General features: G+C 36.2%; 14 protein-coding genes and 1 tRNA gene. 9 read left to right on the top strand and 6 right to left on the bottom strand.

All coding sequences use genetic code 11. The features are described from left to right. Positions 1-70 precede the first annotated feature (70 nt). The 4 genes from MT489_RS13940 (at position 71) to MT489_RS13925 (ending at position 5,805) form a co-directional block, all read left to right on the top strand. The gene (locus MT489_RS13940) at positions 71-2,353 is read left to right on the top strand and encodes an ATP-dependent DNA helicase (protein WP_244682171.1); all 2,283 of its coding nucleotides are present in this window, start codon (positions 71-73) and stop codon (positions 2,351-2,353) included. A 62-nt stretch (positions 2,354-2,415) separates the two neighbouring features. Next, on the top strand, positions 2,416-4,581 hold the full coding sequence (locus MT489_RS13935) for a YhgE/Pip domain-containing protein (protein WP_244682170.1): 2,166 nt from the start codon (positions 2,416-2,418) through the stop codon (positions 4,579-4,581). Between the two features lie 81 nt (positions 4,582-4,662). Beyond that, positions 4,663-4,842: a hypothetical protein gene (locus tag MT489_RS13930; protein WP_244682169.1), complete on the top strand. Its 180-nt coding sequence runs from the start codon at positions 4,663-4,665 to the stop codon at positions 4,840-4,842. A 231-nt stretch (positions 4,843-5,073) separates the two neighbouring features. Further along, positions 5,074-5,805: an EcsC family protein gene (locus tag MT489_RS13925; RefSeq protein ID WP_244682168.1), complete on the top strand. Its 732-nt coding sequence runs from the start codon at positions 5,074-5,076 to the stop codon at positions 5,803-5,805. Positions 5,806-5,828: 23 nt separating this feature from the next. Here MT489_RS13925 and mprF read toward each other — a convergent pair whose 3' ends face one another. After that, on the bottom strand, positions 5,829-8,366 hold the full coding sequence (gene mprF, locus MT489_RS13920) for a bifunctional lysylphosphatidylglycerol flippase/synthetase MprF (RefSeq protein ID WP_244682167.1): 2,538 nt from the start codon (positions 8,364-8,366) through the stop codon (positions 5,829-5,831). 163 nt (positions 8,367-8,529) lie between these two features. Then, the gene (locus MT489_RS13915) at positions 8,530-9,147 is read right to left on the bottom strand and encodes a TetR/AcrR family transcriptional regulator (RefSeq protein WP_244682166.1); all 618 of its coding nucleotides are present in this window, start codon (positions 9,145-9,147) and stop codon (positions 8,530-8,532) included. Between the two features lie 120 nt (positions 9,148-9,267). Here MT489_RS13915 and MT489_RS13910 point away from each other — a divergent pair, with 120 nt between their 5' ends. Further along, positions 9,268-11,508, top strand: a complete 2,241-nt coding sequence (locus tag MT489_RS13910; protein ID WP_244682165.1) for an MMPL family transporter — start codon at positions 9,268-9,270, stop codon at positions 11,506-11,508. A gap of 39 nt (positions 11,509-11,547) precedes the next feature. Here the strand turns inward: MT489_RS13910 and uvsE are convergent, their stop codons facing one another. Then, a complete protein-coding gene (gene uvsE, locus MT489_RS13905; protein WP_244682164.1) occupies positions 11,548-12,513 on the bottom strand; it encodes a UV DNA damage repair endonuclease UvsE in 966 nt (321 codons plus the stop codon). Between the two features lie 165 nt (positions 12,514-12,678). Beyond that, complete coding sequence (locus MT489_RS13900; RefSeq protein ID WP_244682163.1) at positions 12,679-13,614, bottom strand: AEC family transporter; 936 nt, start codon at positions 13,612-13,614, stop codon at positions 12,679-12,681. A gap of 175 nt (positions 13,615-13,789) precedes the next feature. On the opposite strand from MT489_RS13900, the gene MT489_RS13895 reads away from it, so the two are divergent. The 4 genes from MT489_RS13895 (at position 13,790) to MT489_RS13880 (ending at position 17,421) form a co-directional block, all read left to right on the top strand. After that, positions 13,790-14,155, top strand: a complete 366-nt coding sequence (locus tag MT489_RS13895) for a carboxymuconolactone decarboxylase family protein (RefSeq protein WP_244682162.1) — start codon at positions 13,790-13,792, stop codon at positions 14,153-14,155. A 165-nt stretch (positions 14,156-14,320) separates the two neighbouring features. Beyond that, positions 14,321-15,370: a selenide, water dikinase SelD gene (gene selD / locus MT489_RS13890; RefSeq protein WP_244682161.1), complete on the top strand. Its 1,050-nt coding sequence runs from the start codon at positions 14,321-14,323 to the stop codon at positions 15,368-15,370. Between the two features lie 20 nt (positions 15,371-15,390). Beyond that, on the top strand, positions 15,391-16,452 hold the full coding sequence (gene mnmH, locus MT489_RS13885) for a tRNA 2-selenouridine(34) synthase MnmH (protein WP_244682160.1): 1,062 nt from the start codon (positions 15,391-15,393) through the stop codon (positions 16,450-16,452). 876 nt (positions 16,453-17,328) lie between these two features. Next, a tRNA-Ser gene (locus MT489_RS13880) sits at positions 17,329-17,421 on the top strand. A 7-nt stretch (positions 17,422-17,428) separates the two neighbouring features. On the opposite strand, the gene MT489_RS13875 is transcribed toward MT489_RS13880, so the two are convergent. Then, positions 17,429-17,887: a DinB family protein gene (locus MT489_RS13875; RefSeq protein WP_244682159.1), complete on the bottom strand. Its 459-nt coding sequence runs from the start codon at positions 17,885-17,887 to the stop codon at positions 17,429-17,431. 105 nt (positions 17,888-17,992) lie between these two features. Beyond that, positions 17,993-18,340 (bottom strand): hypothetical protein, encoded by a 348-nt coding sequence (locus MT489_RS13870; RefSeq protein WP_244682158.1) that lies wholly within the window; start codon positions 18,338-18,340, stop codon positions 17,993-17,995. Positions 18,341-18,478: the final 138 nt, after the last annotated feature.

The following is an 18,478-nucleotide window of genomic DNA, read 5'->3' as shown; positions in this document are numbered from 1 at the left end:
GCAGCTCCTTTCTCAGTTGAATTAAAAATAACGATGTTCGAGAAAAAACTCCATTAAAACGGGTGAGAAAATGGATCATCAAATAAAAATAGCAGTGCGTCCGCTTGTAGAATATGTGTATCGAAGTGGGAGCATCGAATCAGGTTTTAGAAGTGTCACCACTTTGACTGAGGGCACGAAAGCGCATCGTAAAGTTCAGAAGGACTATAGTGATAACGATGAAAGTGAAGTCTTTCTTCAAACAGAGATGGTTTATGATCATCTCCTTTTTGTTATTGAAGGAAGATGTGATGGATTACTCCGTTTGGAAGATGGAGTCACGATTGATGAAATCAAGTCCACATCTGGAAACCTGCAGGAAATTACCGAAGACACATATCCTGTACACTGGGCTCAGGCAAAATGTTATGCCTATATGTATGCCAAACAGCATGAATTTAGTGAAATAAATGTCCAGCTCACCTATATTCAAAAAGAAACGGAAGAAACGAAGAAATTTAGGAGCAAATTCCACTTTCAAGATTTAGAAGACTTTATGTTTATGCTTCTTAAAAGCTATGCACCTTATGGAAAATGGCTGAAAGAGCATGAACAAGAGTTGAAAAATAGTGCTAGGGATCTCACATTTCCATATGAAGCATATCGAAAGGGTCAGCGTCAGTTAGCCGCATCAGTTTATAAAACGATTGTAGATGAAAAAACATTATTTGCAACAGCACCAACAGGGATTGGGAAGACTATTTCCACCTTATTTCCTGCTGTAAAAGCAATTGGGGAGGGTAACCTCAAGAAAATTTTCTATTTAACAGCTCGAACTACAACCCGTCAAACAGCCGAGGAAGCTTTGCGTTTAATGAGGAATAACGGATTAAACGCGAAATCCGTCACAATCACGGCAAAAGATAAAATTTGTTTCACAGAAGAGAAGATTTGTACAAAAGAGCACTGTCCTTTTGCTGACGGATTTTATGACCGAATAAATGATGCTGTTCTTGATATTCTTTCAAATGAATCCGAGTTGACGAGAGAGACAATAGAGATATACGCAAGGAAGCATATGGTGTGCCCATTTGAATATTCGCTGGAACTTGCTTACGCGGCGGACGCAGTCATTTGTGACTATAATTACATTTTTGATCCCCGGGTATCATTAAAGCGAATCTTTGATGAGATAAAAAAACAAACGGTTCTTCTTGTCGATGAGGTTCATAACTTAGTTGATCGAGCACGTGATATGTATTCCGCTAGTTTAGAAAAAAGGATGTTTCTAGAATTAAAGCGACTATTTAAGCACAGTCATGTTTTTGAATCTACCAAATTAATAAATGACTTTTTTCTCCGTATAAGAAAGCAAGCTAATGGAGAGCAATATCAAGTTTTACAAGAGGTTGATGAGGAGTTTAATCGGCTTATTGAAAAATTCATTGAAGATGCGGAACAAGAATTATTTAGAGGCGTAGAAGGGGAGAACGGACAAGCTTTACTCGATGCCTATTTCGCGGCGTTAAGCTGGTCGCGCATCACTAAGTTATATGATGAACAATATGTCACCTATATTGAGGTAATCCGGAATGAAGTGATGATTAAAATGTTTTGTTTGGATCCTTCTACCGTTGTTCATCAAGCCGGAAAGTCATTCAAGGCGAGGATATATTTTTCAGCAACCTTGTCTCCATTGAATTATTTCATGCTTATGCTCGGGGCTAAAGATGATGATTACACTGTATCCATCCCTTCGCCTTTTTCAAAAGAACAAACAGATGTTAGGGTCCATTCATTGTCAACACGATACCGTGATCGAGAAGAATCTATTATGCCGATTGTTCAATCAATTGAAGAAGTCATTACAGAAAGACCGGGAAATTACATCATTTTCTTTCCTTCATATCAATATATGAATCGTGTATTTGATGAATGGACAGTGCGCGATACTGGAATTTCAACGATTATCCAAGGTCCGGGAATGACTGAAACTGAACGGGAAGATTTTTTATTAAAATTCCAACCGGATCAGAAGGATTCACTTATAGCTTTTGCTGTGTTAGGCGGCATCTTTTCAGAAGGAGTCGATTTAAAAGGGGATCGATTAAATGGCGTCTTTTTGGTTGGAGTCGGACTCCCGCAAATCGGTTTTGAACGAGAATTGATAAAGAAATACTTTAACGACATTGGAAAAAATGGTTACGATATTTCCTATGTGTTTCCTGGTATGAATAAAATTCTTCAAGCTGGCGGAAGGCTCATCAGGACTGAAACAGATAAAGGTATTATAGTCCTCTTCGATGACAGGTACCTTCAAACTAAGTATAAAAGAATGATGCCGGAAGAGTGGAGAGATTTTGAAGTTTTCTAATGGTTATATAACCTTTTAATGGGTAAATTATTATTAAAATTACCCTTATAAAGGATTTAACCATGAAAAACATAAAAAAGATTTACACAAATGACTTGAAAAATATTGTCACTAACTGGGCTGCCGCTATTTTAATCGGCGGCCTTATTGTACTTCCTTCTCTTTATGCATGGTTGAATATTGCAGCGATGTGGGACCCGTATTCAGAAACGGGTAATCTTCCAGTTGCGATAGTGAATGAAGACGTGGGTGCTAAAATCCGTGACCAAGAAATTAATGTTGGGAAAGAGTTAGTCAACACGTTAAAAACAAACAAAAGCATGGATTGGCATTTTACGAATCGAAAAAAGGCAATGGACGAGGTCAATTATGGAAATTACTTCGCAGTCATTATTATTCCTAAAGACTTCTCGGAAAAATTGGCTTCTGTTATATCGGTTAAACCGGAAAAAGCTCAAATGGAGTACTATGTAAATGAAAAAATTAATTCCGTTTCACCCAAAATTACGCAAAAAGGGGCTTCCTTAATAGTTGAGCAAGTGAGCAGTAAGTTCATCTCTACTGTGAATGGAGTTATTTTTGATTTGTTCAATGAAATTGGCCTCGAATTGGCACGTGATCTTCCAGACATTGAGCGATTTGAGCATTATATTTTTATTCTTGAAGAAAATTTACCTGAAATAAATCGTGTTTTAAATGAATCGTTGGCAGACGCAACTTCAGCAGAGAACATCCTTAATAAAGCAGAAGGGAAAATTCCTGAGGTCAGGCAACTTACGAGTAATGGGCTGGATACGATAAATAAAACAACTGATTTTATAACAACAGCAGAAAATCGCCTTAATGCAATCACGCCAAAAATTAAGGCGGATGTGGAAAGAGTACAAAAAATCTCTAAAGATATCAACAGCTTTTTAAACAACACCCAAAACATAAATATTGATTTAAGTAAGGGAGACCAATTACAAAAAAGTCTAGAGAATCAATTTAACGATGCGCTCCAAACGGTTGATACGATTGAATCGTCATTAATTCAGCTTAAAAAGACCAATTCAGAACAGGCAGGGAGTGCTGGAAACGAGCAATTAGATCAGGCAATTGCTAAAACTGGTGAGTTAAAATCGGCATTGCAAAATGCGCAAGGAAATGTAACGGATATTGATCAATTTCTTAATCAAAAAAAGCAGGAAGTTAAAGATACTCTTGAAGAAATTAAAAATAAGGCATCTGCAGTTCCAACAAAATTAGATGCATTTGTTGATGAATATCAAAATTCCATTGAACCGACGATTTTAAGTGAGGTAGCAAAGGCTAAAAAAACATTGTCAGATGCAAAGGCTTTATTAACCGAGGCTCAGTCAACATTACCAGAAGTGGAAAGAATTTTAAAAAACACTCAAGGTAACTTAAAAGAAGGTAAAAAAGCTTTGGATTATGCTCATGGTCAGTTTCCGTATGTGAATGCAAAAGTGAAGGAACTTGCGGACAAAATTCGAAACCTAAAAAACGAAGCTGATATTAACGAGATGATTAATTTACTTCGACATGACCCTAATGCTGAACGCAACTTTTTCGAAGAACCAGTAAAACTGAATGAACATAAGCTTTTCCCGATTGAAAATTATGGGACTGGTATGACTCCTTTTTATACGGTACTTTCAATTTGGGTTGGTGCTCTTCTGCTTATTTCGTTGTTGGCCGTAGACGTACATCAGGATTCTTTAACTGGAAAACAAATTTACTTTGGTCGATTTTTGACTTTTTTAACGATTGGATTTCTACAAACACTTATCGTTACGTTAGGTGACTTATTTATACTCGGAGTATCAGTCAGTGCCCCTGTATGGTTTGTCGTGTTTGGGCTTTTCATTTGTCTTATTTTCATGCTGATTGTATATTCGCTTGTTTCTGTCTTTGGAAATGTAGGTAAAGCATTAGCAATTATTATGCTTGTCTTGCAAATTGCAGGTTCTGGAGGGACGTATCCGATCGTACTCCTGCCAAGATTTTTTCAAATCATTAGCCCATTTCTTCCCTTCACCTATTCTGTTGATTTAATGAGAGAAGCGGTAGGAGGAATCGTCTGGCAAAGAGTTTTGCATGATTTTCTTTTTCTCTCCATATTTGGAATAATTGCTTTGTTGTTTGGTGCGTTTTTAAAGGAACCACTTAGCCAAAAAACGAAAGCGTTGTTAAAAAAATCAAAAGAATCCGGTCTTTTTCATTGAATATGTTGTCATCCCATCTGATTCATTATAGAATAAAAATATATTCTTTATTGAGAACAAAAAGAGTTAGGGGGATGTGACATGGATTTAAAATCGGTTCGCCGTTACCAGGAAACACTAATAAGAAATGAAGAACAAACAAATATAGATGTTCATTATAATGAAAAAATGTTAGGGGATTTTCTGCAAACTTTACACAGAATTGAAACGAAAATTGACGTATTATTAATGCAAAAGGATCGGCGCTATCAAGGGGAATAAGCAGAAATTGAAACTTTTTGCCATGTAATGCGTATACTTTTGTACTAGTTAAATTAGTTATAGTTTGATTTTAGTCTGTAACATTGTACAAAGACTTTTGCTGTCTAGCTTCAGGCACCTGCCCGCAATTAAAGTCAAAGAGGAAATTTTTGCCTCAAAGCACTTGGTGGCCTGGTCTAAGATTGGATGCCTTCCGCTTTTCCAAATAGCGAATGTAAAAGGATGATAAACATGACTGATTATAGTACAAAAGTAAAAGATGAACTACGGGCTTGGAAAGAAAAGATGCTAAAGCAATCTAGTCTCATTAATCGATTATCAAAAAAAGCACAAACTAAAGTGAATAGCCTTATTCCAGAAAAAGTGCATACAGTTATGACAGAAAGCATAAAAAACATGGTTAAAGCAACATTGATTGGTTCCGACATTACAACAAAGAAGTACCAGACCTTAGGTATGAGTCTACAAGATAAGGACGAATTATTGAGAGAAAAGCTGTCAACATATCGGAAAACCGCAGTTATTGAAGGTGCAGGAACAGGAGCTGGAGGTATTTTACTTGGATTGGCTGATTTTCCGTTGCTCCTATCAATTGAAATGAAATTTTTATTCGAAGCGGCTGCTGTTTACGGCTTCGATACAAACGATTATGAAGAGCGCCTGTTCATTCTTCACGTTTTTCAGCTTGCTTTTTCTAGCGATGAAAAAAGAAGGGAAACATTCCGTATCATTGAAAATTGGGAGGAAGAAAAGCAATTTTTAGTGGATATGGATTGGAAAAAATTCCAGCAAGAATACAGAGATTATATTGATTTCGTGAAAATGCTACAATTGATTCCGGGTTTCGGCGCTATTGTAGGAGCATACGCCAACTATAACCTACTGGATCATTTAGGAGAAACGGCGATGAACGCGTATCGATTAAGGACTTTAAAAGATATAAATGAAAGGCCGATTACCTAGTGGAGTAATCGGCCTTGTTTAGGTTAATCACGTTTTTTACTAATTAAAAGCGTGACTTGTGCCATTGTGAAGGTTAAAGATGATTTTTTTCGATAAGCCAAATACTTAGGTTCCCATCTATCCGCATATTTCTCTTTAAAATTTCTTAAACCCTTGAAATGATAGAGAAAATGACCGTGCAAGAACAGTTGAGCAGCCATTCTTTCACTTAAAAATGAAAACTTCGATTGACCTACATTAGAAAGTGGTGCCATACCTAAATTAAATTGGTGATATCCAGCTTCCTTTGCCCACTCAAATAGAGAAATAAAAATAAAATCCATCGTTCCAGGAGGGGCGCCTGGTAAAAAACGCATCAAGTCAACGGAAGCAGTTTTCCCGTCATCGTACATAGGCATAATACTAGCAAATCCTATGATTCCATCTTCGCCTCTTAAGACGATAACCTTAGACATATTCATATAATGTTCATCAAAAAAGCCAAGCGAAAAGCCTTTTTCACTTCTACCATGAAGCCATTTGTCCGAAACCTCTTTTAATTCTTGTAAAAGCTCTGTTTGGAAGGGGGGATTGATTATCTCTACGAAATAATTTTCCCTTTCGAACTTATTTTTTATCGCTCTTTTTCCCTTCATCTTCTTTCCACTCAGTGTATATTGATCCAAATCAACAAAAGCTTCTTCGCCTAGCTTGAAAAAATCAAAACCATATTCATGAAGATGAGGAATTACTTTATTGCTTACTTCATAGAAAACGAGCCTATATCCAAATCGATCCGCTGTTTCTAGAAATTCCTCAATGGCAGAAGGGATATCTTCTTTATTCCCGACAGGATCTCCGAGAATAATTATTTTGTCAGCGTACGTTTGATAACTGAAAAGAACCGTTTCGTTTTTATTCCAAAAAACATATTTATCATGTAAAAAAATAAGATGAGATAGGACCATTCCGCTATATTTGTTAAGATGCGCTTTAATTTTTTCCTCTTGATGAATTGAGGGTTCACTTGCGATTAACTTTGGTTTTCGAATTACATAGCCTAATACTAAAATAATACATGCGATTACTAATCCAATGATGCCACTATAAAATAAGTCATAATAATCGGTAATGACAAAGGGGCGAAGTTTGGATGGAATCGTAAATTTTGATGTCGGTAAATTTAAATATCCGATTATGATATACATGGCGGAGATGATTAAAACAACCGTTATATCAAAAAGGGCTTTTCCCCAAGTCATTACATAACTTTCACGATAAAATCGCTTTTTTGACATGAATAATAGAAGAGCTACGAATAACATAAAAATCGTTTCTTCATAATCAATTCCTTTTAATACTGAAAAGATAGCTGCAAGGGATAAAACTAAAATCGATAAATGGTAAGCTCTTTTTACCTTATATTCAATCCCTCTGCATAAGCCTAATAAAATAAAACCTGCTGCTACAGTCAATTGGTGTGAAACCTGCATAATTGGTTGTGATAAAAATTCTTCTGCTATTCTAAGCCTGTATAAAACCCCTGGAACAGCAGCTGAAAGCAGTAGAATAATTCCTGATATAAAAATTAGAACAGTTAAAGAAATATGACTAACCCGCTGAAAGAAAATGTTTGGTAAGTTGTTCCATGACCGATTCCATTTATCCCAATATTCTTTTACGAAAAGGACTGCTGCTAATAGAAAAGGAAATATAAAGTATCCAAGTCTATACAGTATGAGCAAGACAAGAACTTTTTCATCAAGAATACCAAAGCTCTGCATCCCCCAAAGGAAAACAAGATCGAATGATCCCATTCCACCAGGAATCATACTGACAATCCCTGCACATGAAGCAATAATGAAGATTGGAATTAAGCTCGATAACGGAATAGGAATATTTAATAGATAGGTTAAATACCATATGACAATAAAAACTGCCGCCCATTCAAGAGCAGAAACAAGAACTAGCTTACCTGCTACTTGGAACTTTAAATGCAAGCCGTTTTTCCGCTTATTTTGCATAATATATATAAAGATAAAGATGGGTAGATATAAAATAACAGCTAAAACCGCAAGTATAAGCCACTTAGTATCATGAAGCAAAGGAAAGTTATGATATCCAATTGGAATGATCCATGCTAAAAGTGAAATGCCGGTAAGGTAAAAAAGGGTAACGGAAGCAATTGTTTTCAATAAACCTTGTTTTTCCACATCGTATTTTGTATAAAAATAACTTCTTAGCATTAAGCCAACAAGGCCGCCGAATCCAATAATATTGGAAAATGTATTCACGATAAATGATTGCTTAATTAATCTCTTAGAAGGAATTTTAATACCTAATAATTTTACAATCGTGGTATCGTATAAAAACATTGGTGAGACAGCACAAAGAGCAACAATGAAAAACAAAGCCACTTGCCAAATTTGCAGCTGGCTTATTTCTTGTGGAAGTAAATGAAAATCTACACCCTTAACTGACTTTTGGATTTCGACGACTGCCAAAATCAATAAAAGAAGCGGGAATAATATTTTTAATACCTGAAATAGTTGCTTTTTCCTAATCTTAAAAATGGTTAACACCTCATTGTTGCTTGAATATTCTTGTCTCGTCTATTGTACCATTACATAAAAGATGCCCCGAGTTGCAACACAATATATTGAATGAAAAGCAGTAATCTCATTACTTTCATTCATAGCGTTAGTTCACTATTTCAGGTATGGGCACTCCAAAGATAATAATTATTTATCCTTTACCCAATCCGTTCCAATAAAATTCTATAATTTGGTCAGCCATTTTTTCAATTGGGAAAAGAGGATGGTTTTGGGCGTCTTTATAGTTTCCGATTGTTAACATAGCTACAAAAGCATGAGCGGCAAATTTCGGATTTACATTGGGTATTTCACCCTTTAATATAGCCTCGTTTAATGCTTCTTCTATCACAGTATACATTTGTTCTTCTGCATCTTTGATTTCTTGAATCTGTTCAGTCGATAAGGAAGTATTAGCCTCTTTAAAAAAGCTTTTTAAATCAATATCTATTGTCGCTTGTAAAAAAACACAGGAAAATGTATGTAAACGTTCTTTCAATGGGCGATCACTGGATAGTAAATGATTCATTTGTTTTCTGATTCTAATCATCATTTTGACCATAGAATCCGTAAATAGGTCAGCTTTTGTTGAATAATGGTAATAAATTGTTGCTTTCGTAACACCACATGCTTGGGCTACGTCATCCATAGAAACGATTTTGTAGCCATGTTCCAGAAACAAACGAGTAGCAACATCTAGTATAATTTCTTTCGTTGGTTTTGCCTTTTCGTCCTGCCTTGGCCTTCCTATTGGACGTTGTTTCTGTTCCACTATTTTCTCTCCTTACTACACAAATTATTAATTATTATAACATAAATTAAATTCATACTTGAAAAATTAACTAACCAGTATATATAATTAAAACAAAAACGTGGAGGGAAGTGTTTTTAGATGAAACTTCACCCTTTTAATACATGGGGGAAATATGTAGGGGGGCGATTATCAAGGTGGCTTACTCTTGCCACTTGGGTTTTATTAACCGTTGTTTTATCTTTTGCATGGCCAGCTGTAAATGAAGTAGAGGATGATGCAACTCAAGATCTTCCTGCTACAACTATGTCCCAACAAGCAAACGTCTTGATCAATAAGGAATTTCCTAATGATGCTGGAAACCCTGTCTTGATAGTCTGGCATAGAGATGACAAACTAACAGATCGGGATTATGAAGCTATCCGAACACTATACTCAAAGTTAAATGATAGTCCGTTAAAAATGCAGTCAACTTTACCTCCACTAGGTAATATCCCAGTTCCCGCACTTGCTCAAAGTGCATCTAAAGATGGTACATCCATAGTGACTCCTATTTTTTTCGATAAGAACGCTGGAATGGAAATTTTACAGGATAATATGGATTCATTGGAAGAAAGGATTACCCAAACGTTAAATGAGAACCCTTTTGAAAAGAAACTTTCAGATGCTGGGCTTCATGTTCGATTATCTGGCCCTGTTGGTATACAGACGGATGCAGTAAATTTGTTTAGCCAAGCTGATGTTAAATTGTTGATCGCAACAGTATTATTAGTGTTAATTCTATTAATTCTTCTATATCGATCTCCGTTTATGGCGATTATTCCTTTAATTGTGGTGGGCTTTGCCTATGGGTTAATCAGTCCTACTCTCGGATTTCTAGCAGATCATGGCTGGATTACAGTAGATGCCCAAGGGGTTTCCATCATGACGGTTCTGTTGTTTGGAGCAGGAACGGACTATTGTTTGTTCTTAATTTCTAGATATCGAGATACATTGCTTCATGAGGAAAACAAATTTAAAGCACTTCAAATGGCAATTAAGGAATCAAGCGGAGCTATTACAATGAGTGCCTTGACTGTAGTAATTGGGTTAGGGACACTTGGACTTGCTCATTATGGTTCTTTTCATAGATTTGCTGTACCTTTTAGTTTAGCTGTTTTTTTGATGGGAATAGCGGCTTTAACTCTTCTCCCGGCTTTACTCGCGATATTTGGAAGAGGAGCCTTCTATCCTTTTATCCCTAGAACACCAAAAATGACAGAAACACTATCTAAAATGAAAGGAAAAATAATAAAACAAAGGAAAGAGAAAGGGAAAATTAGTAAAGGTTTAGGACGAATCGTTACTCGTCGTCCTTGGATGATTATACTGCTTTCATTAATCCTATTAGGAGGTCTCGCCTCTTTTGTTCCACGCGTTCATTATACGTACGATTTATTGGAATCTTTTCCAAAAGATATGCCTTCAAGAGAAGGTTTTGACCTAATATCGAGTCATTTCTCAGCTGGTGAACTTGCACCTGTCAAGGTTGTAATTGATACGGAAGGGAAGCAGGAGCCATGGGAGGAGAGGCTAAGCAATATTCCGTTTATTACAGATGTGTTGGAACCAATGCAAGGTAAAAGTAATCCACAGTTATATTTATATGAAGTATCGTTAAAAGAAAATCCTTATTCATTAGAGGCGATCAATCGTATCCCTGAGTTACATGATCACTTGAAAGAGATTCTAGATAAAGCGGGAATAAAAGATGCCGAAAATCACTTTTGGGTTGGAGGAGAAACCGCTGTTCTGTATGATACAAAAGTGACAACGGAAAGGGACCAATCAGTCATTATCCCAGTAATGATTAGTATAATCTCTTTATTGCTATTATTTTACTTACGTTCACTAACAGCCATGGTGTATTTGGTGGCAACTGTTGTTCTATCATTCTTTTCAGCACTTGGAGCGGGATGGCTTATCCTTCACTATGGTTTTGGAGATCCTGCGATTCAAGGAGCTATTCCATTATATGCATTTGTTTTTCTTGTCGCTCTCGGGGAAGACTATAATATTTTTATGGTTTCAGAAATATGGAAAAACAAACGAAAGCAAAACCATCGAGAGGCTGTCGCAAATGGTGTTATCCAAACAGGAAGTGTTATTACATCAGCTGGATTAATTTTGGCAGGTACATTTGCAGTATTGGCTACACTACCGATTCAAGTACTTGTGCAATTTGGAATTGTCACTGCCATTGGTGTACTGCTCGATACATTTATTGTTCGTCCACTCCTCGTACCGGCTATTACAACGGTCCTTGGCCGCTATGCCTTTTGGCCGGGCAAGCTATGGAGAAAGAAAGAAGTTACAACTGATAATTCATCCATTTCATCATGACGTACGAATTCCGGGCATCCTTGTGATTCTCGGAATTCTTTATTTTAAATAAAAGGAAGACCCATCTACGATATCAACGTCATTTCTTTTTCTACAATCTTCCATTAACTTAAACAGGGCTTCATCTTTTCTCTTTGCCTCAATCATGCAGTCAATTTGCGGGACTGTCCCTTTTATTTCGTTTAAAAAATTGAAAAACATGTCAACATCCACAAAATCTGAATGATGACGAAAAGCCTTATCACTTTTTGGACTGGATATGTGCATTTTTATTGGGAGAGGGGAGGTTGTCCATGTTTGAATCACTCGTTCCCAATTAGATTGCCAATCACTGTTTTGATGGTAGGCGAGATGATGGTGATAGTCAAATACAAGAGGAATTCCTAGTTTCTCACATAAGTATAAAGTGTCTTCCAAAGTAAACGACGTATCATCATTTTCGAGCATAATCATATTTTGTATTGCTTGAGGAACAACCATCCAATTTTCAATAAAGCGTTCAAGAGATTTTTCGGTATCCTTATAATTTCCTCCGACATGCATAACGCATCGATGTATTGGATTTAGTTTCATCCCCTTTAATAATAAATAATGGTGCTTTAACGTATGGATAGAGTTTTTCAAAATATCTGGTTTCAATGAATTAATAAGAACAAAGTGATCAGGATGAAAATCAACTCTTAAGTCATGCTCTTTTATGAAATTCCCAATTTCACGTAACTTGCCTCTAATGGGAGTTATATAGTCCCAATCTTGGAGCGCTTCATGAGTTGCCAAAGGAATAAGATGCGAAGTCAGTCGATAAAAATGGATTTCGTATGCATGGGTATGTCTTAAAAGACGCAATGTATTATGTAAGTTGTTTAATGCAATTTGTTCCAACTTACGTATAGCTGCTTCACGATCCTTTAGTTTTTGGAAATTTGCATATGTCATTGTTTTAGATGGAGAAGCATTTTTAAGCTCCATGCTCATAGCCACATAGCCAAGGCGTACAAGTGTCATATTTCCACCTCCATTTTTAGTATGGAAAAATGAAGGATTGTTAAACAAGGAAAAAATTTAATCTAAAATAAAAGCTCTTTTTCAGCGGAATGACTAAATTTTAAGTTCCAAATTTATGCCTGTTATTTAAATAAATATGAAATAGTAACAAAGATTAAGAAAGTTCTAATACAAAATAGATAATAAAAAATACAGCAAAGGAATAGTCAGTAAGCACAACAAAGTAGTTAAGAGCACTCCTGTAGATGCAAAAATGGTGTCACCTCCATATTTTTGAGCGTAAAACGAAATCGTAGGGGCAGAGGGCATGCCTGAAATAATTATGGCAATCATTAATAATGAAAAGGGTGCTTTTAAAGTGATAAAAAGAAGTAAACAGAGTGGTATAAAGATAAGCTTTGTCATAGCCGACTTCCATAAGTAAACATTTTTTAATAATAGAGGCACCTCTTTATAATTTACCTTGGCGAGTAACGAACCAATCATCATCATAGAAAGTGGGATTGTCATTTTCCCGATACTTTCTAATGGTTTTGAAATAAATTGAGGCCAACTATAAGGAAGGAATAAAACAATAAGTCCTGTAAAAGTAGCAATGATTCCGGGATTCCAGAAAATCTTGCGCCAATTAATTTTATCTTTAGTTTTTGTGAAAATATGGATACCGTATGACCAAATTAAAATTAAATAACATATATTAAACATCGTTAAATACACAATTCCTTGTTCTTTCAAAAGGATAAAGCTAACAGCATAGCCAATAAAACCTTGGTTCCCGAATATTGTAAGTCCTTCGTAAACTTTTTTCTGATGTTCTGGAAGAGTGGAACTTTTTCTCATTTTGGCAGCGAGCAATATAGAAATGACTAGTATATAAATAGACATAAAAATGAGCCAAAGTAATTCATGGATTACATGTATTGAAAAAGGAATATCTAACGAAAATAAAATGAGGGAGGGCAAGGTGATGTAAAGTACAAGCTGTGTTAAGACTTCATCAGCATGCTCATTTAATATTCCGCGCTTTCGTACAATAAACCCTAATAAAGCAATAAGATAAAGAACGAGCATTTCTTGTATAAAAGATCCTCCTGAATTCATCATGATCCCTCCTGTTGCCTACCTTATGAACGGTACAAACAAAGGGTTCATGAAAATCGCGATGATAAGGAGTAAGTCCATTAGGCCAATCCCTGCATTTCCATTAATGGTTTTTTCCTAGGATAAAGAGTCGCTATTTGCCTCATACTAACAAAAAAATGGGAGTGATTTGATCATGGAATTCCAACAAGAAACATCGATTGAACAACATTTAATTCATTATAAAGAGGGGTTAGGCAATTACCAAAAAAGTATGCCAGAGCTTGTGAGTGCCTTTAATCACTTTACAGAAGCAGCATTTAGTGAAGGAGAAATCCCTCAAAAATATAAGCAGTTAATGGCGCTATGCATCAGTATTTATTCTCAAAATGAACATTGTATGATATATCATACAAAAGGTTGCTTAGACCAAGGCTGCTCGGAGCAAGAGATTATGGAGAGTATTGGTGTTGCGGCGGCCATTGGTGGTGGAGCTGTAATGAGCCAAGCAGCTACGGTTGTAAGAGATAGTATCGAACAATTAAAACAACAGAGACATTAGATGAATCATTTAGTGGGTAGTTTAAATAAACTGCCCACTTTCTTATTTGAAAAAAACATTCACAAAAATAATAGTATAGTAAAAAAATGTTCTAATAGCTGGGAATTATATCATTCAAGTTTTATTATTATATTATAGTGTCCTATAAAGAAAGGTTGGTGCCATATGGTACATTCTAATTCAGTTAAACTTACTTCACTATCTTCAAAGGGCGGTTGCGGCTGTAAAATAGGTCCTGCTGATTTGGCGGAAGTGATACGAATGCTTCCTCCTGCAACCCAAAATCCTAATCTGCTTGTTGGTCTAGATACGAGTGATGATGCAGGGGTATACAAACTGAATGATGATTTGGCAATCGTACAAACTCTCGATTTCTTTACCCCGATTGTCGATGATCCTTATTCTTTTGGACAAGTAGCGGCAGCCAATGCAATTAGTGACATTTATGCGATGGGAGGGAAGCCATTAACAGCTCTAAATATTGTGGCTTTTCCAATTTTCTCATTAGATAAAAGTATATTGGCGGAAATATTACGAGGTGCTGCTGATAAGTTGCAAGAAGCGGGAGCGACACTAGTTGGCGGTCATTCTATTGATGATAAGGAGCCTAAATTCGGTCTTGCTGTAACTGGTTTAGTGCATCCTGATAAAGTTAGAACGAATGCTGGCGCAAGACCGGGAGATAAATTAATATTAACAAAGCCAATAGGGGTAGGAATTTTAAGTTCATCTCTTAAAAAAGGATTATTGAATGAATCAGAAATTAACCGAGTAACAAAAGTGATGACGACTTTAAATAAGGATGCTGCTGAAATAATGGCATCATTTGATGTTCATGCTTGTACGGATGTGACTGGTTTCGGTTTGCTTGGTCATTCATTGGAAGTGGCCAAAGGAAGCGGAGTAGGAATCCGGATTGTTAAGGAACAAGTTCCTATTTTAGATAGAGTAAGGGAATTGGCCGAACAAGGCGTCATTCCAGGTGGAACAAAAAATAACCACGCTCACATCCAGGATTCAGTATCTTTTCCAGAAAATATGGATACAATTGACCAATGGATTTTATGTGATGCCGTTACATCAGGAGGCCTATTAATTTCAGTTGCCGGTGATGATGCTGAGAACCTTTTGTCTGAACTTCTTGATGCGGGGGTCGAGGCTGCTATCATCGGTGAAGTATTTGAGGAACACACTGGTAAAATTGTTGTAATTTGAAGGTTGCGAGGAGAGATTTTATGTTCCACGATATAGCAATTGAAGACATGATGGTGTTAAAGGAAAAAGGCGACATGGTGCTTATTGATGTTCGGTCACCATCTGAATATAACAACTCTACCATTCCTGGCAGTTTGAATATTCCATTGTTTGATGATGAGGAAAGAGCAGAAATTGGAACTTTATACAAACAAGTAAGTCCGGAAGCTGCTCAAGAACGTGGTCTCGAAATTGTCTCTGCCAAGTTACCGAATTTTATTAAGGAATTTAAGCAAATAGACGGGGAGAAAACCGTTTTTTGTTGGCGCGGCGGTATGCGAAGTAAAACATCCGCTACTGTTTTAGATTTAATGAACGTTAAAGTGAATCGTTTATTAGGAGGAGTACGCGCTTATCGGAAGTGGGTTGTCGATAAAATAGAAAGAATGGACCTTCCTCAGAAGGCATTCATTCTTAATGGAAACACCGGAACGGGAAAAACTCTTATTTTACGAAAACTTCTGAAGGAAGGCTACCCTGTAATAGATTTAGAACAAATGGCGAATCATCGCGGATCTATATTTGGACAAATCGGATTGCAGCCGCATAACCAAAAAACATTTGACTCACTTTTAATTGAGCGTCTAGAGCAATTAAAAGATTCCTCGTATCTTTTGTTAGAGGGAGAGAGCAAACGAATTGGGCGAGCTGTACTACCAGATGCCTTGTGTGATTTCAAAGAACAAGGAGTCCAAATTTTTATTGAAATGCCAATAGAGGAAAGAATCCAACATATATTAGATGACTATCAACCATGGGAATATAAGTCCCAGTGTATAGAAGCATTTCGAAAAATAAAATCACGTATCCATACCCCCATATCAGCTCAAATAGAGGAATGCTTACAATCTGAAGAATTTTCCTTAGCGGTTAAACTATTGTTAGAGTATTACTATGATCCGCGTTATAAATTTACAGCGGACCAATATCCAGAAAGTCAAAAGGTTACATTGCACGTCCAAAATGTGGACGAGGCAGTGGAGAAAATTAAAAAGCTGATAGGGAATGAGCTAAAAGTGAGTAATAGATTGGCTTCTATTTGATAGAGAGTTCTTATTGGTATCCAATCAAGGTAATGGAACCTTAAGTCAATGAAAAAACGTAGTGAAGGTAATCAATCGAGTTATTGATGCCCTAAGTCGATGGGAAAAGTTTAGTGGAGGTAACCAATCGTGGTATTGGTGACCTAAGTGGTTGGGCAAAGTGTAGTAAAGGTCATAAATAGTTGTAATGGAACATTTAGTTAAGGAAAAAGATATCGCAAACGTCTCAACCAAAATAAATGCTTGCTTGAGTCAAATTATTTATTATTTAAACTCTTTTGCATTTATAGAGTCTAAATAATATTGTAGAAATAGAAATAAGTAAAGAAGATACGGATCTGCCGTATCTTCTTCCTTATTTTTACTAATAATGCTTCTTGCCGTGATGCTTGTGGTGATGATGGTGCCCGTGGTGCCCGTGATGCATCATATGTTGTGGTGAGATTGATAGATTCTGAAGCTGGACTTGGGTTTGATCATTGTGGTAATGCCCGTGATAGTGCCCGTGATGATGATGCACATAAGGTTGCATTGGGTAGCTTGTGCAACCTGTGCAGCCCATTGGGTAGTTCATATGCATTCCTGGATATCCGTAAAATTGTCTTTCCATTTAATCACCTCGTTTGTCTATTCCTAATCAGTTTATGTCCTCAGGAAAAAGATGAAACCAGTAACAATGGAAATGGGTGAAAAATGGTGATTTTGGGGAAACTGCCTTTACATTAGCTGGGTGAATTCAACAAAATATATGCATTTTTGCCAAATTTCTCATGGGGAAAATTATTTGAAACGATTATAAAAAAGTATTAATATTTTTATGTGGGATTATGTTGGTTGAACACATTCGCAGATTCAATCACCAGCATTCTCATATATGGAGAAGTACCCAAGTCCGGCTGAAGGGGGCGCACTCGAAATGCGTTAGGGCGGGCAACTGCCGCGTGGGTTCGAATCCCACCTTCTCCGCCATCCATTACTAAATTAATTTCTTGATATCTAAAATGGTTTGTAAATGCATTCCTTCGTGAAAAATAGTCCGTATCAATACTTGCTCGATTGTGTGCATTCCCATTTCTGTTGGTGAAAATTCCTCTACTAATCTATTTCCGTATTCTCTTTTTATTTCATTAGGTTGCTTTTCTAGTAGGATTTTTAGCTCACTATAAGAAGGTGTTCCGCTTGAAAAATTCTTAGGTGAAGTTCCAAACCCGAACCATTTGTTGAAATCATCCGGGACAGCTGTTTCTTCTTTTGTTACAGCTTGAATCCATAAATATTGATCTAAATAAATATGACCTAAATTCCAGCGGATATTATTGTTAAATCCTTGAGGTATAATCTCTGCTTTTTCTTTCGACACATCTTCCAAAACACTTAAAATATAATTCCGATACGTTTCCATCTGTTTAAATAAAATTTCATGCCGCTGCTCCATCATTAACTCTCCTTTCAAATTCATACAAATACATTCAAGTAAAACCTCTATTTTTCCTGCATGAAATTAAAAAACTCCGACCTATAAAGATCGGAGTCTTGTTTATTATTTTTCTGGACGGAATATTTTGTTATATGTTAGACGATCTTCTTCAAGATCTCTGATTTGCAAAATATTTCTCGTTTTTAAATAAAAACTTTTAAAGCTTTTTCCATCGGCATTTTCAAACAAAATGACACGCTCATCATCATTATCGCTTTCGAGGCTTTCTTTATATGTAGCGTTAGGTATGTATTCTTTGACAATGGAATATTCAGGGAACTTTGCTACTTCGCTTGTTTCAGATGCGTTGTTTTCTACAGCTGCATCCTTTTTATCTGCTGGCTGTTCGTTATTACCACAAGCAGCAGTTAACAATAAAGTACCCATAATGATAAATAGTAGTTTTTTCATGATGTCAACTCCGTTCTTTAATAAAGTTTCTTCCAAATATAAATAAGAGATTTATAATTGGTTTATGCACTTTTGTTATAATAACTCGTTTGTAATTATATTGCAATAATTTTGCATGATAGTTCATAATTATTTAAA

It is taken from the genome of Lederbergia wuyishanensis, from assembly GCF_022900255.1.
In the GTDB taxonomy this organism is placed as follows: Bacteria; Bacillota; Bacilli; order Bacillales; family Bacillaceae_C; genus Lederbergia; species Lederbergia wuyishanensis.
Note: the sequence above shows the minus strand (reverse complement) of the source record. Positions and strands in the feature narration are given on the sequence as shown.